Source organism: Ureibacillus aquaedulcis (assembly GCF_030418165.1).
In the GTDB taxonomy this organism is placed as follows: Bacteria; Bacillota; Bacilli; order Bacillales_A; family Planococcaceae; genus Ureibacillus; species Ureibacillus aquaedulcis.
The window spans coordinates 68,765-81,858 of the sequence record NZ_JAUHTQ010000015.1; the positions used below are offsets into that span (position 1 = coordinate 68,765).

The following is a 13,094-nucleotide window of genomic DNA, read 5'->3' on the forward strand; positions in this document are numbered from 1 at the left end:
AATCCCCTCTACCTTAGAATCTCTTTGGCAATAATCCCCTTCATGATTTCCGTCGTTCCTGCGTAAATTGCCGCTACAGGAATATCCCTGAAACGTCTAGCAATCTCGTATTCTTCCATATAGCCATATCCCCCATGAAGCTGAAGGCAGTCTGCGGCAACCCGTTTAGCCATTTCACTAATCCACCATTTCGCCATTGATACTTCTTTTACGATTTCTTGGCCGTCAATATGCTTTACTACGAGATTGTTTATATAATTTCTGCCGATATCAATTTCAGTGGCCATCTCTGCTAATTTAAATTGTGTACTCTGGAAGTCTGCAATGGTTTGATTGAATGCTTTTCTAGTTTTCACATATTCTCTAGTTAGGCGGAACATTTCTTCCGCTTCAATTTGAACCTCAATAGCCACCAGCAACCGTTCCTGCTGCAATTTATCCATTAAATAATAAAAGCCTTTCCCTTCTTCACCGAGCAGATTCGAGACCGGCACTTTCGCATCTTCAAAAATCAGTTCGCCCGTATCCGACGAATGCATCCCAATTTTATTTAGTTTTTTACCTCTTTTAAATCCTGGTGTACCATTCTCGACTACGATCAAACTAATTCCTCTGTGTGTTGGATTTGCTTTTGGATCTGTTTTGCAAACAACGACTACATAATCCGCATTAATGCCGTTGGTAATGAAGGTTTTCTCCCCGTTTAAAATATAGTAATTTCCTTCTCTACGCGCCGTAGTCCGAATACCTGCCAAATCAGACCCAGCTCCTGGCTCCGTCATCGCGATGGCAGATATATATTCACCACTCACACTTTTGGGTAGCCACTTCATCTTTTGTTCTTCAGTCCCATATCCCTCGATATACGGGACAACAATATCAGAATGCAGAACGATCCCACTTGCCGGTCCAGCCCCGACACGTTCCAATTCTTCTGCCAGGATCATAGAGTAACCAAAATCAAGCCCCAACCCACCATAGGCCTCGCTTACCATTGGACATAGAAATCCGTGTTCCCCCAGCTTCCTCCAAAAAGACCTTGGTACTTCTTTATGTAGTTCCCATTCATCAAAGAAAGGATAAGCATCCTTTTCCAGCATTTTGCGCAGTGCGCTTCGAAACATTTCATGTTCTTCCGTAAAGATGTCACCTAACATAGCAATCCCCCTTTCAGAACTTAGAATTTTCCGAAAATATAAGTAAATTTTAACAATCGCTACTGGAATTTTCAATCATCAAAGGTTGTATTTCAGTGTTTTTTAGAGAATAATTTTCGCGCAAAGTAGAATAAACAAGAAAGTCCCATAACAAACAACACACGGAATATGGCCAATTTCTCCGTTATTATTTAAATTTCTTGTTAATAGTTCACGAGGGCCCTTCCCACTGACTATTACACATCACATTCATCTTCAATAGTCCCTTAGAACCCTACTCACGGACTGTTAACATCGTATTTCTTCTTTGATAGTCCCCGACAGCGTAAAATAAAATCTCTTCTACCTGCAATAAAAAAAGCTACCCAAGTTTTAAAACCTGAATAGCATTATCATTATATTTGGCATTCGCCTAATTATGTCTTTTTTCATCAGGAGATTCTTTTCTGAATACTTCTGTAATCAGTTCGTCATCCTCAGCTTTTACACGTTTATTTAATTCTGCCACCGGAATCGCGTCAACGGTTTGCATATCCTCATGTAAATCGAACAGACTTATGGAATCTGAGTCCACCATATCTGGTTTTTCCTTAGCCGGTAAGTCTGCAAATTCTTTTTTTGATTCTAGAAATGAATTTTGATCTTTATTCATCGTTCACATACTCCTTTCCTTCAGTATGTGAATCTATTGTTAAATTATTCTTAACTTTAAAAATCGATCATAGTCACGATTCACTTAAAACTCTATGCTAAACGCCTTTACGACAATTCCATCATCCAATGGAACAAAATCATAATCCGGTTTTCGTTTGAAACCCATATCTGTATATAATTTCACTGCTGATTCCATATAATCTGCTGTATGTAATCCCATTGCTTTGTATCCTTTTTCCTTCGAACGATCAATACATTGCTGAACCAACGCTTTTGCTACACCTTTACCTCTGGCCTTTGGAGAAACTGCTAACATTCTTAGTTCCGGATGGCTCAATTGTCTCTCTACTAGACCTTTATAAGCTTCAATTTCCGGAGAAAACAACACTACTGTCCCAACAATTTGACCATCAATATCAGCTATAATCCGTTCTACTCCTTCTTGTGTTTCTTCATCTGAAAGGATAGATTGCTTTAATGCTTCCCAATGTGCTTCTGGAATTTTTCTAGCGTGCTCTTTATAAGACTGTAATCGTAATTCTTTAATCTGTTGAAATTCTCCCTCTATTGCATCCCTAATTATCATTTCCTTCTCCTTTATATTTGGATTTATCCTATTCAATAAGGAACTTCTCCTTTTTTCCACTGATTGCTTCACGATGATGTGGCGAATGAATACCCGATAAAATCAGGACCTTTTGGTAACATATTTAAACACTTTTTTGATCATCACTAGCGATGTGATTTGATAAATGATAATGAATTTTTATGGCATTGAAGTCTGTTGTATCACCAAATCCTGGTGTTTGATATAAATCTCTTAAATAGTTCCATAGATTTGGGAAATCAACAATCCGATTCCGATTTTCCTTAAAGGCAGAATAATATGCTACATCAAATCGCACTAGTGTGGCATAGAGTCGCACATCTGAATCCGTAATGTAATCACCAAATAAGAACCGACTAGCTGCTAAACGGCTCTCCAGCTCATCTAGTTAGTTGATTGAACAATGTATCATAGGCCTCTTCGTAAGCTTCTTGGGAGCGTGCAAACCCACATTTATATACTCCATTATTTATTTCATGAAAAATAATATCATTTAGCTCATCAATTTCCTCACGCAAATGTTCTGGATATAGAGTTGGTGCATTTTCTTTATGAAACGGGGACCACACTGTTTCAAAATAATTTGTCAATCGCAAGTAATCGTTATTTACAACCTTCTTTGCTTTCACATCTACCATTGCAGGAACTGTTGGACGCCCTTCATAGCTGGGCTCTGCATTCAAATACACTTCGCTAATATATTGAACTTCTAATATAGGGTCTTCATTTCCCTCATCTAGTGAAAACTCCCAGTCAACACGTGGGATTTTAGGACGCATTGGACTAGCTGTCCCCAAGCTAATAGCCTCTTCTAATCCAAGTATTCTACGAACAATAACAGAGCGATGAGCCCAAGGACATACAGGAGACCATAATAATCGGTAACGCCCCGCTTCAACAGGTAATTCCCCTGGGTTGTTTCCAAAGGGGGTTGTGAAGCGATTTTTTTGACGATTAAACTTACCGCTTTTGTAAACTTCTAACGGTGTTTCTTTTTTGTTACCTTTTTCCATTTAGTAGTCATCTTTCACCTTCATCTTATTCATTAAATTTTAATATGTAAATTTTCTGATTTCAATTATAAAAAATGGGGTGACCAATTAGTTATAATGGTCACCTACATACATTAATTTTGAGGATGAATTTGTCTTTTCACTTCTGCTACATCTGTGTCACTATACACTTCCGTATTTCTGCCGCCAGTTTTCGCAAGTTGCTCCATTACTTCTTTATAAGACAAACCCGATTCCGCATTTTTTCTTTTTACTTCTTCAATATCTGTTCCACTAACCGTATATTTTTGATTTTGCATAGATCTGCTCCTTACAATGGATACTAATTGTACATGGATTTGCTATAGATGAATAAAAACGCCCCTAGATAGAGGCGCTTTTACTTAACTAATTAAAATTGATTCTTCCCTTGTTCAGCTTGTTGGTTTTGTCTTTTTACTTCTGCAATGTCTGTACCAGCCATTGTTTTACCTGCTGAAGGTTGTTGAGAAGGAACATTAAAAGGACCTGATTCTTGAGCAATTTCTTCTCTCACTTTCTGGATGTCAGTTCCAGAAGCTGTTTTCCCGCCAAATGATTGTGATGCTTGGTTTGAAGAGAATTGACTACTGAATGGAGCTGACTCCTGGGCAATCTCTTCTCTTACTTTTTGGATGTCAGTTCCAGAAGCTGTTTTCCCGCCAAATGATTGTGATGCTTGGTTTGAAGAGAATTGACTACTAAATGGAGCTGACTCCTGGGCAATTTCTTCTCTTACTTTTTGGATGTCAGTTCCAGAAGCTGTTTTCCCGCCAAATGATTGTGATGCTTGGTTTGAAGAGAATTGACCACTAAATGGAGCTGACTCCTGGGCAATTTCTTCTCTTACTTTCTGGATATCAGTACCAGAAGCTGTTTTCCCGCCAAATGATTGAGGGGCTTGATTTGAAGAGAATGATTTACCAAAAGGAGCTGCCTCTTGGGCAATCTCTTCTCTTACTTTCTGGATGTCAGTCCCAGAAGCTGTTTTGCCGCCAAATGATTGTGAAGCTTGATTTGATGAGAAGGAATTACCAAAAGGAGCTGATTCCTGGGCGATTTCTTCTCTCACTTTCTGGATGTCTGTACCTGATGCTGTTTTCCCGCCAAAAGACTGGGGGGCTTGGTTTGAAGAAAATGACTTACCAAAAGGACCTGCCTCTTGTGCGATTTCTTCGCGCACCTTTTGTGGATCAGTTCCAAATGATTGTGCACCCGAAAATCCTTGTGCATTTTGGCGCTTTACTTCATCGATATCTGTACCCGTTTGTGTAAAACGTTTTCCATTACCATTATTGTTTTGCATGTCAAAAACACCTCCAAAATGTTATGCCTTTATCATGTCAAAATAACGATGGTATTATGAGTAGAATAATTTAATTTCCTTTGTATAATTTCGATTTTCTTGTCTTTCCTTTATTGTTCTAGATTTTTTTACTACACTAAAATAAATATTAAACAATTTCCATGTTTGAAGGTGAAAAAATGAGATATGCTCTTTTGGGGGATCTACACTCAAATATTGATGATACAAAAGCCGTTTTACAACAAATCGAAGAAATTGCTCCAGATGCCCGTTTAATCGGATTAGGCGATCTTTTTGAATGCACAATTGGCAAGAAGAAGGCATTAACTATTTCGAATGCACCACTAAAAGCTGCCGCCATTATTGAAGATGATTTTGAAGAATTATTAACTTTCCCATCAATCCGCGGGAACCAAGAAGAGCGGATTACCAAGGTTACGGGGATTGAACGATTTGCCGCATTACCGGAAAGGTTGGTAATTGAAAAAGCGACATTGATCCACGGCCACCAAATAGAGTGGGACGAGCATTGGGAGCCAATCAATTCCTCGACTCTTGGAATTGAGACCGCACTGGTCTTTTTCGGTCATAGTCACAGAAGCGGGCTTTATAAAGAAAAAAAGAAAATTCACGATCCCATCCATTTTGGTAAAGAAATGAAATTGGAGATGAATAATTACTGGATTAATGTTGGTTCAGTGGTGGACAACAAAGAATGGTGTTTATATGATAGCTCGCAAAACTCAATCCGATTCATGAAGGTATCCAATTTATAAAGAAGCAGGATCTCTATGGATTTGTTTCTTTTATTAAAAAGCGGCTACCGTTCATTTTCTGTACAACCCTTTCATAAAATAGTGCATGTCCAGTTTATGAGGGGTTTTGCATGCAATTTATACGGAAAGGCATAGCTATCATTGTAGGCAGTATTTTCTTATCCTTGGGTATCAATGTATTTTTAACGCCCTTTGAAATTTTGGATGGCGGGATTATCGGACTTTCATTAATCATCTATTATTTGTTCAACTTAAAAATTGGTCTAATGATTATTGTTTTAAGCATTCCTATCTTTGTACTAGCATGGTTTAAATACAAGCCTTATTTCTTTAATAGTTTACATGGGTTACTTATTTCTTCAGCAGTAATCGATCTATTTAAACCATTGCGAACTTTCCTCGAAATCGAACCCATAATCAGTTCCATCATAGGCGGGGTATTTGTCGGGATAGGTATTGGACTTATGCTGCGGTTTGAGACAAGTACTGGCGGAACGGATTTATTAGCGCAGTTCATCTCTGACAAGACACATATCAATGTCGGTATTGTTATTTTTGCCATAGACGCTGCTGTTGTTTGTTTAGGTGGTATATTCATTTCATCCAATACTTTTCTTTTATCCATTGTAACCATTCTTTGTGTAGGAATCACCACCAGTGCACTTACCAAACGTCATACATAGGTGCGTAAAAAAAGCCGCCTTTCTAGTTTCAGGGCGGCAATAGCTTATATCAGTTTTTCTACGCTTTTCTTTTTTAGGAAGGATAGTTTTGTTTCGGCAATCATAATTGCACATAGAATCAAGACTGCCCCGATGATCATTCTGGTTGTTAACACTTCACTCAATAGGATGACTGAAAATACCATTCCCCAGAAAGATTCGGTTGAAAGAATAATCGCTGCCTTCGTTTCATTCGTAAACTTTTGTGCAATCGTTTGGAAAAGGTAGGCAAGGGTTGTTGAGAAAATGGCTAAATATAGAATCGCCGACACGGCTTCCATTTCAAAGGAAAAATTGATTTCCCCTTTTGCAAGAACAACAATCCAAGAAAAAACAGCTGCAAAAAACATTTGCACAATTGTTAAGGTTATGGGATCTTCGTCCTTTACATATTTGGCTGTATAAAAAATTTGATACGCAAAGGCTACAGCACAGCCAAGTGTTAAAACATCTCCTATATTTATATTGGTTGAGAATTGGAGCGATAAAAATCCAATTCCCAAAATCGCTAAAATTGCTCCGGTTAATTCGAACTTATCGATTCTTCTCTTATAAACCAATAACGCAATAAAAGGGACGATTACAACATTAACTGCTGTTAAAAAAGCATTTTTTGAAGGCGTTGTATATTGCAAGCCCACAGTTTGCAGGACAAAGGCCAGGTATAATAAAAATCCTAACACTAATCCTTTTATAATAATTTCTCTATTCAAGAGCTTTAGTTTCTTATAAAAAATTATGCTTAACACAAGAAACCCAATCAAAAACCTTCCGGCAATGACTTGATAAGGGGTATAGTGCTCCAGCGCAATACTGCTCACAACAAAGCCGCTTCCCCATATAATTGCTGTAATACACAGCATAATTTCTCCCATATACTTACGCATTTTTCCCTCCAGATTATGTATAAGTCATTTATGTAATTGTATCATTATACATCGCGCCGGGGATATATGAATCCAATATTAGCTTGGTTTTGGTTCATATTTTAGAATATCAGTTCCAAAATCCGATGAAATCCACGATTACCTTCATCGCACTTTATACAACCCTTTCATAAACTATTAGTAACAAATACTCTAAAAACGGAGTTGACAATAATGCTTCACGCTGTAAAACGAGGAGAAACACTATTTCAGATTTCCGTCGACTATCGTACACCACTATCAAGGATTATCCGTGCAAATCCTTCTATTAATCCAAATGTCATTAATGTTGGACAATTAATTGAAATACCGGGGTTTCCAGATCCCAATACCCTTCCTTACCGGATTGTAGTTTCGATTAATGGACGTTGGTTGAGGCTGTTTCACAATGGGCAACAACAAAAACAATATCCTATTGCGGTTGGAAGAATGCTGTTTGATACGCCGGTTGGCAACTATATTATTATTAATAAGGCACCAAATCCCGGGGGTCCTTTTGGAACCATGTGGATGAGTTTATCAAAACAAAGCTACGGGATTCATGGAACAAATGATCCGAGTTCTATTGGGAAGGCTGTATCAAGAGGCTGTATACGCATGTATAACAAAGATGTTGAAGAATTATCAAGAATCATCCCGCTTGGTACGCCGGTAAACATTCATCTTTAACCAAAAGGACGAAAAAATTTAGACACTCCTTTTTTCTACCAAGGAATGTCTATACATAGTGCATCGGTTATTATTCCGCAAGTTTCTTTTCTGCTTCAACAATTGCACGATCGATTTGTTCCTTGGGATTGACTAATACCTTGCCATGACCTGCAGCAAGAATTTGAGGATATAATTGCTGAATTTTTTTAGCGCTTTCGAGGGAAACTTCTTTATTCCATGTAGCAAATGTTGGGAAAGGAAACAAAGGCACCAGCTGTCCGCAGACAGCAACTTTTTGCTGGGTTTGAAAAGCATCTCCTACGATAATCATGTTATTTATTTTATCTAGCAAAGAAATAGATCCCGGAGTATGACCAGGGGTTTCAACCACTTCAAGGGATCCAACTTGATCCCCTTCTTTTAATAGACGATCTGGTACGATTTCAAGATTTTTTGGCACCCCACCTTTTATAGGTGTTGGCGGTTCGTGTTCATCCAAGGTTTTATCCCCTCGCAGCAGTCGGCTATCATGCTTTGAAATGGATACAAGAGTTTCCGGATATTCGTTCTTCAACCTCAATAACGAACCAACATGATCCCCATGCGCATGCGTTAAAATGATATTTGTCAAAGGTTTCTCTAACTTATTCAACAAGTTAACAATGCCTTTAAAACTTGCAGGCATTCCTGTATCTATTAAAATAAGTTCATTTGGTTCCTCGATTATATAACAGTTAACTGGAAAAAAGTTTGGCCACAATGTTAACTGATACATGTTACTAAACTTTGAAATTCTCAATATAGTCCCCCTCTAACTCTGCTTTCTTCATACACATTATTTATTATATAAAAAAAGGTTACAAATAATTGTAAATTATTTGTAACCTTTAAATTAGATGATTTGAACTTCCTGAATCTTGCGTTCATGCTCATTTCTTTTAATGATAATGCTGATTTTTTGGTACCATTTTGTACATTCCTTAAAGATATCTTTGTATTCATCGAGTTCTTTGGGAATTTCCTGTTCATTGTCCAAAAAGATGTATTCAAGAATCGGATCTGCTAGATCATCTACTACAATTTTAAGCATCAACTTTTTGACTTCCTTAGCCTTCTCTTTCTTCTCGGGTGATTCCTCCAACTCATTCACATGGACATCCACTTTAGCTCCCCCATCTATTAAGGACCAGCCGTGGACGCCACCTTTTGATGTCAGCGCAACATTATTGCCGTCCTCAATAATTGCTATTTCGTAGAGTTCCTCAAAATCATATTCCTTTTTATCAAAATCTTCATCTATTTCTTCTCTTTCCAGTATTCTAAATGTATTGGAGTTTTCATCAAGCATTAATGCACTTAAATAATCAGAAGCTATGATATAGCGAGTATGAGGGTGCTGTTCAACTTTTTGGATTGTTTCGTTAAGCAATGCTTCACTTCGTTTTTTCACGTCTTTGTTTAACTCATAGAGCCACCAGGCACCTAATCCTACTGCAACAATCAAATATAAAGTACTTCCAGTTTTAAATGCTAAAAAAAGATAGACAACTTCTAATAATAATAAAAATAATTGGAACAACCTACTCACCCCTTTTAGAAATTTTTTCTATCAGTTATAAAATAGTATTCAGGAACTTCTCTTTTCATTCTCTTTTTTAGTAGATTTTAATATAAACAAGTTAATTTTCTGCAATTAAAAAGACTAATCCACTATCATCGTGGATTAGCCTGCTTTCAATCATGTTATACGCTAATAATTTTTTCCTTGAGATTATTATTCACCCTCTCAATGATTGTTTCATAATTCGCCGGTTTGCTGATGAAATATCCCTGCATCAATTCACATTGATAATCGGTTAACAATTCGAATTGTTCCTTATATTCGACCCCTTCTGCAACGACTTTTAGGCCAATATTATGGGATAATGCAATAATTGTCTCGACTATTTTACTATCCTTTTTTGATTCAAGCATTTTATCGATAAAACTTTTATCAATCTTCACATGATCGATTGGTAAACTATTTAAATAATTCAGGGAAGAATAGCCGGTACCAAAATCATCAAGATGCAATGAAATGCCTTTTTCTTTTAACTCATAGAGCTTATTGATATTCTGATCGAATGATTCCATTAGCGATGTCTCAGTAATTTCTAGATCAATCCATTCCGGCTTGACTCCAGTTTCCTCTATAATCTCTTTAACATTCGACACAAAATCCTGTTGCATAATATGCAGTGCAGAAACATTCACCGATATATGCAACGGAACTTCCACTTCTTTATTGATTTTTTGTATTGAAAGACACGCTTCTCTCAAGACCCATTTATCAATCTCTATTATTTGCCCTGTTATTTCAGCGGTTTGTATAATTTGAAAAATATTAAATTTCGATAAGGCAGATGATTTACTTCTTAACAATGCTTCAACGTTTGTAATTCTGCCTTGTTGTACATTAAAGAGTGGCTGAAATACAAGTTCAAAATTATTCTCTTTTAAACATTCACCTATGCCAAGTTCAATTTCTACTTTTTCATCAACTGCTTTTTTTATATCCTCATCAAAAATCTTATAGCCATTTTTGCCAAGGCCTTTCACTTGGTACATGGCCATATCCGCAAATTTTATTAATTCTTCTGTAGAATCTGCATGAATGGGAAATAAAGCAACACCCATACTTGCTGTTACATTCAGTTGTTTTGCATCGACTATTAAAGGCTCATCAAAAGTCTGAACAATTTCTTTGGCGAAAGCTTCAATTTCGTTTTCGGATTGTAAATCATGGATAATTATTATAAACTCATCCCCGCTAATGCGGGCCACATTCTTATTGCCGGCGGTAATTGAACTTAGTCTATTTGCAACTTCAATGATTAGCTTATCACCCATGGTATGACCCAATGAATCGTTTACTGTCTTAAAATTATCCAGGTCCAAAAAAATAATTCCTTTTAGTGATTCTCCATTATGGTGTTCGATGGACTCTTCCAAGAGCTGCATCAAACTTCTTCTATTTAGCACCCCTGTTAGTGGATCATAGGAAGCTAAATGCAATATTTTTTCTTCACTAGCTTTTAGCTGTTCATATTTACTTCTTAATTGCCCTTCGGTTTTCTTCAACTCATTATAAGTAAGATTTAATTCTCTATCACGTTTCTTAATGGCACGGATCATACTATTAAATCCTTTTGATAGTTGATAGACTTCTAGATACTTTTTTTCTTTTGCATACACGTCATAGTTTCCCAGTTCGACATAGGACATCAGGGTACCCAGATTTTTTAAAGGTTTAATCCCTCTTAGAAGAACCAGATACGCCATGCTGCTAAATAACAGCAAAGTAACTATTCCGGTTAATACGATTGGATATAAACTTTTGATTAAATAATTCTGAAGTTCCTTTTCATTAATTGCCGTCAGGATGCTCATGCCATTTTGATCAATTGTCATTGTATGTATCAAATAGTTTTGGCCATCTATAACATAGGGTACTTGTTCATCGAAAGACCGCTCAAGTAATGCCTCCTGATTGTTCGCGATGATGGATTCACTAATTAAATAATTGTCCCGGTTTGCCAATATCTTACCACTACTACTAATCAACATGACCAAACCTTTTTCGCCAATTACAGATTGGCTGATGATGCTGCTTATATCATCAATACTGAATTGAATTGCTGCTATACCATTATGTCCATTATGCTTTACTGGAATGGATGCAGATATAACAAGTTCTTGTGTAAGATAATCTAAATAAGGCTCGGTCCATGAAACCTCATTTCCGTTCCCCGTGTTTTGATACCATTCTTGTTCAACCACTTTATAGCTATCTGGAAGTAGTTGTTTTGAACTGAGATAATATTGCCCATTTTCAAGACCTAAATAGATCGGGCTATTTGAAGGAGTTAATCTCTCATAAAATTGCAAAGTATTGAAGACATCAACAAAATCCTTTTCTAACTCTTCGCTCACACTAGCCAATATAGTTTGTACATTTGAAAACTGGACAGTAAAATTATTTGAAGATTGTTCCAGTACTGATTCAGATTCATTAATATACTGATCTTTTAGACTTTTAGAAATTCTGGTATAAGATAAAAAAACAAATAAAACGGTTGTAATGAAAGATACAGCCGTTATTGATATTAATGCCCAAAACCTGATTCCTCTACGCCTCAAAAGGCTCACTCACCTTCTCACAAGTTTCTCATTCTCTGTTTAAGAAATATTCCACCATATAATCTTTCCCTAGAATCGTTGCTATGTTTCTAATAGAATTATAATCCTTGCTTTCTATCTTCACGTATTTATCAAACGTACTGTCCAATTGTTTTAATTCACCAGGTATTTCAAGGTGCATTTCCAACATTGCATTTGTGAACTTCTGTTGTATTTTTTTATCTAATTCAGCATTGGCAACATAAGGTGAACCTGGTATCTCATCAGATTCCCATATGATATTAAAATTGGCATCCTCGATTTTTCCATTTTCAATTAAATCATTATATTGAATACTGCTAATTGCTCCTGCATCAACTACTTTATCCTTTATATCTACAGGAACTTGTCCATGAGATCCTGAATAGTGAATGTTATTAAAATATTGCTCCATATCTATCTTTCTGCTTTTGAATAGGGCGTAAGGGAGCACAAAGCCTGATGTCGAACCTTCATCAACAAAAGCAAAGTTTCGACCCTCCAATTCATCGATTGACGTAATACTCGAGTTTTTGCTTGATAGTATTAAGGAGTGGTAATGTATTCCTATGTCTTTTCTTTGTTCAACGATTAAAGGTATCAATTCCATTTCACTTTCAGCCGCTATGTAGGAAAAAGCTCCGTAATAACCAATATCTATATTTCCGATTTTCATGTTTTCCACTAAATCAACATAACTTTCCATTACGACAAATTCTACGGGTAAATCTAGCCTATCCTGCAAATACTCTTGAACCGGCTTATACTCTTCCAGCATATCTTCTTTGGTTTTTAACGGAATCATGCCGATTCTTAAAGTATCGCCCTCCCCTTTACAGCTTGCCAATAGAAGCGAGATTACTAAAAATAAAAAGACTTTTCTCATCATATATCTGCACCCCGCTATGAGTCCTCTATTACACTTCATACTCGTACCTATCATACTATAATATTGTAAATTTACTGTAAATTCTTTATCAAAGTGACAGTACCTATATCATTGCCTTGAAAGTAAAATTAGTCTCTTAAGGCTTTTCGTATAGTTCAACATGCATCTACCTATACTG

At 36.7% G+C, this 13,094-nt stretch carries 15 protein-coding genes; 3 read left to right on the top strand and 12 right to left on the bottom strand.

Features of this window, described 5'->3' with window-relative positions:
• Positions 1-8 precede the first annotated feature (8 nt).
• The 7 genes from QYB95_RS16045 to QYB95_RS16070 form a co-directional block, all read right to left on the bottom strand.
• Positions 9-1,157: an acyl-CoA dehydrogenase family protein gene (locus QYB95_RS16045; RefSeq protein WP_301139386.1), complete on the bottom strand. Its 1,149-nt coding sequence runs from the start codon at positions 1,155-1,157 to the stop codon at positions 9-11.
• 412 nt (positions 1,158-1,569) lie between these two features.
• The gene (locus tag QYB95_RS16050) at positions 1,570-1,809 is read right to left on the bottom strand and encodes a hypothetical protein (protein ID WP_301139387.1); all 240 of its coding nucleotides are present in this window, start codon (positions 1,807-1,809) and stop codon (positions 1,570-1,572) included.
• 84 nt (positions 1,810-1,893) lie between these two features.
• Entirely contained in the window at positions 1,894-2,397 is a 504-nt protein-coding gene (locus QYB95_RS16055) for a GNAT family N-acetyltransferase (RefSeq protein ID WP_301139388.1), read from the bottom strand.
• Positions 2,398-2,521: 124 nt separating this feature from the next.
• Entirely contained in the window at positions 2,522-2,797 is a 276-nt protein-coding gene (locus QYB95_RS19255; RefSeq protein ID WP_345783727.1) for a glutathione S-transferase C-terminal domain-containing protein, read from the bottom strand.
• Position 2,798: 1 nt separating this feature from the next.
• On the bottom strand, positions 2,799-3,431 hold the full coding sequence (locus QYB95_RS19260; RefSeq protein WP_345783726.1) for a glutathione S-transferase family protein: 633 nt from the start codon (positions 3,429-3,431) through the stop codon (positions 2,799-2,801).
• A gap of 113 nt (positions 3,432-3,544) precedes the next feature.
• A complete protein-coding gene (locus tag QYB95_RS16065; RefSeq protein WP_301139389.1) occupies positions 3,545-3,730 on the bottom strand; it encodes a gamma-type small acid-soluble spore protein in 186 nt (61 codons plus the stop codon).
• Positions 3,731-3,822: 92 nt separating this feature from the next.
• Positions 3,823-4,755, bottom strand: a complete 933-nt coding sequence (locus QYB95_RS16070; RefSeq protein ID WP_301139390.1) for a hypothetical protein — start codon at positions 4,753-4,755, stop codon at positions 3,823-3,825.
• A gap of 179 nt (positions 4,756-4,934) precedes the next feature.
• On the opposite strand from QYB95_RS16070, the gene QYB95_RS16075 reads away from it, so the two are divergent.
• Positions 4,935-5,531 carry a metallophosphoesterase family protein gene (locus QYB95_RS16075; protein WP_301139391.1) on the top strand — a complete coding sequence of 199 codons (597 nt, stop codon included), beginning with the start codon at positions 4,935-4,937 and terminating at the stop codon, positions 5,529-5,531.
• A 110-nt stretch (positions 5,532-5,641) separates the two neighbouring features.
• Positions 5,642-6,214, top strand: coding sequence for a YitT family protein (locus QYB95_RS16080; protein ID WP_301139392.1), 573 nt, complete (start codon positions 5,642-5,644; stop codon positions 6,212-6,214).
• Between the two features lie 44 nt (positions 6,215-6,258).
• Here QYB95_RS16080 and QYB95_RS16085 read toward each other — a convergent pair whose 3' ends face one another.
• Complete coding sequence (locus QYB95_RS16085) at positions 6,259-7,140, bottom strand: DMT family transporter (protein ID WP_301139393.1); 882 nt, start codon at positions 7,138-7,140, stop codon at positions 6,259-6,261.
• Positions 7,141-7,353: 213 nt separating this feature from the next.
• Here QYB95_RS16085 and QYB95_RS16090 point away from each other — a divergent pair, with 213 nt between their 5' ends.
• The gene (locus QYB95_RS16090; protein WP_301139394.1) at positions 7,354-7,848 is read left to right on the top strand and encodes a L,D-transpeptidase family protein; all 495 of its coding nucleotides are present in this window, start codon (positions 7,354-7,356) and stop codon (positions 7,846-7,848) included.
• A gap of 70 nt (positions 7,849-7,918) precedes the next feature.
• On the opposite strand, the gene QYB95_RS16095 is transcribed toward QYB95_RS16090, so the two are convergent.
• The 4 genes from QYB95_RS16095 to QYB95_RS16110 all read right to left on the bottom strand — a co-directional run bounded on the left by QYB95_RS16095 (position 7,919) and on the right by QYB95_RS16110 (position 12,916).
• Positions 7,919-8,629, bottom strand: coding sequence for an MBL fold metallo-hydrolase (locus QYB95_RS16095; protein WP_301139395.1), 711 nt, complete (start codon positions 8,627-8,629; stop codon positions 7,919-7,921).
• 93 nt (positions 8,630-8,722) lie between these two features.
• A complete protein-coding gene (locus QYB95_RS16100) occupies positions 8,723-9,409 on the bottom strand; it encodes a hypothetical protein (protein WP_301139396.1) in 687 nt (228 codons plus the stop codon).
• A gap of 164 nt (positions 9,410-9,573) precedes the next feature.
• Complete coding sequence (locus QYB95_RS16105; RefSeq protein WP_301139397.1) at positions 9,574-12,009, bottom strand: bifunctional diguanylate cyclase/phosphodiesterase; 2,436 nt, start codon at positions 12,007-12,009, stop codon at positions 9,574-9,576.
• Between the two features lie 28 nt (positions 12,010-12,037).
• Positions 12,038-12,916: a phosphate/phosphite/phosphonate ABC transporter substrate-binding protein gene (locus QYB95_RS16110; protein WP_301139398.1), complete on the bottom strand. Its 879-nt coding sequence runs from the start codon at positions 12,914-12,916 to the stop codon at positions 12,038-12,040.
• Positions 12,917-13,094 lie beyond the last annotated feature (178 nt).

Coding starts and splice junctions, on each gene's coding strand:
- QYB95_RS16045 (WP_301139386.1), bottom strand. CDS start 1,157: ATGTTAGGTGACATCTTTACGGAAGAACATGAAATGTTTCGAAGCGCA.
- QYB95_RS16050 (WP_301139387.1), bottom strand. CDS start 1,809: ATGAATAAAGATCAAAATTCATTTCTAGAATCAAAAAAAGAATTTGCA.
- QYB95_RS16055 (WP_301139388.1), bottom strand. CDS start 2,397: ATGATAATTAGGGATGCAATAGAGGGAGAATTTCAACAGATTAAAGAA.
- QYB95_RS19260 (WP_345783726.1), bottom strand. CDS start 3,431: ATGGAAAAAGGTAACAAAAAAGAAACACCGTTAGAAGTTTACAAAAGC.
- QYB95_RS16065 (WP_301139389.1), bottom strand. CDS start 3,730: ATGCAAAATCAAAAATATACGGTTAGTGGAACAGATATTGAAGAAGTA.
- QYB95_RS16070 (WP_301139390.1), bottom strand. CDS start 4,755: ATGCAAAACAATAATGGTAATGGAAAACGTTTTACACAAACGGGTACA.
- QYB95_RS16075 (WP_301139391.1), top strand. CDS start 4,935: ATGAGATATGCTCTTTTGGGGGATCTACACTCAAATATTGATGATACA.
- QYB95_RS16080 (WP_301139392.1), top strand. CDS start 5,642: ATGCAATTTATACGGAAAGGCATAGCTATCATTGTAGGCAGTATTTTC.
- QYB95_RS16085 (WP_301139393.1), bottom strand. CDS start 7,140: ATGCGTAAGTATATGGGAGAAATTATGCTGTGTATTACAGCAATTATA.
- QYB95_RS16090 (WP_301139394.1), top strand. CDS start 7,354: ATGCTTCACGCTGTAAAACGAGGAGAAACACTATTTCAGATTTCCGTC.
- QYB95_RS16110 (WP_301139398.1), bottom strand. CDS start 12,916: ATGATGAGAAAAGTCTTTTTATTTTTAGTAATCTCGCTTCTATTGGCA.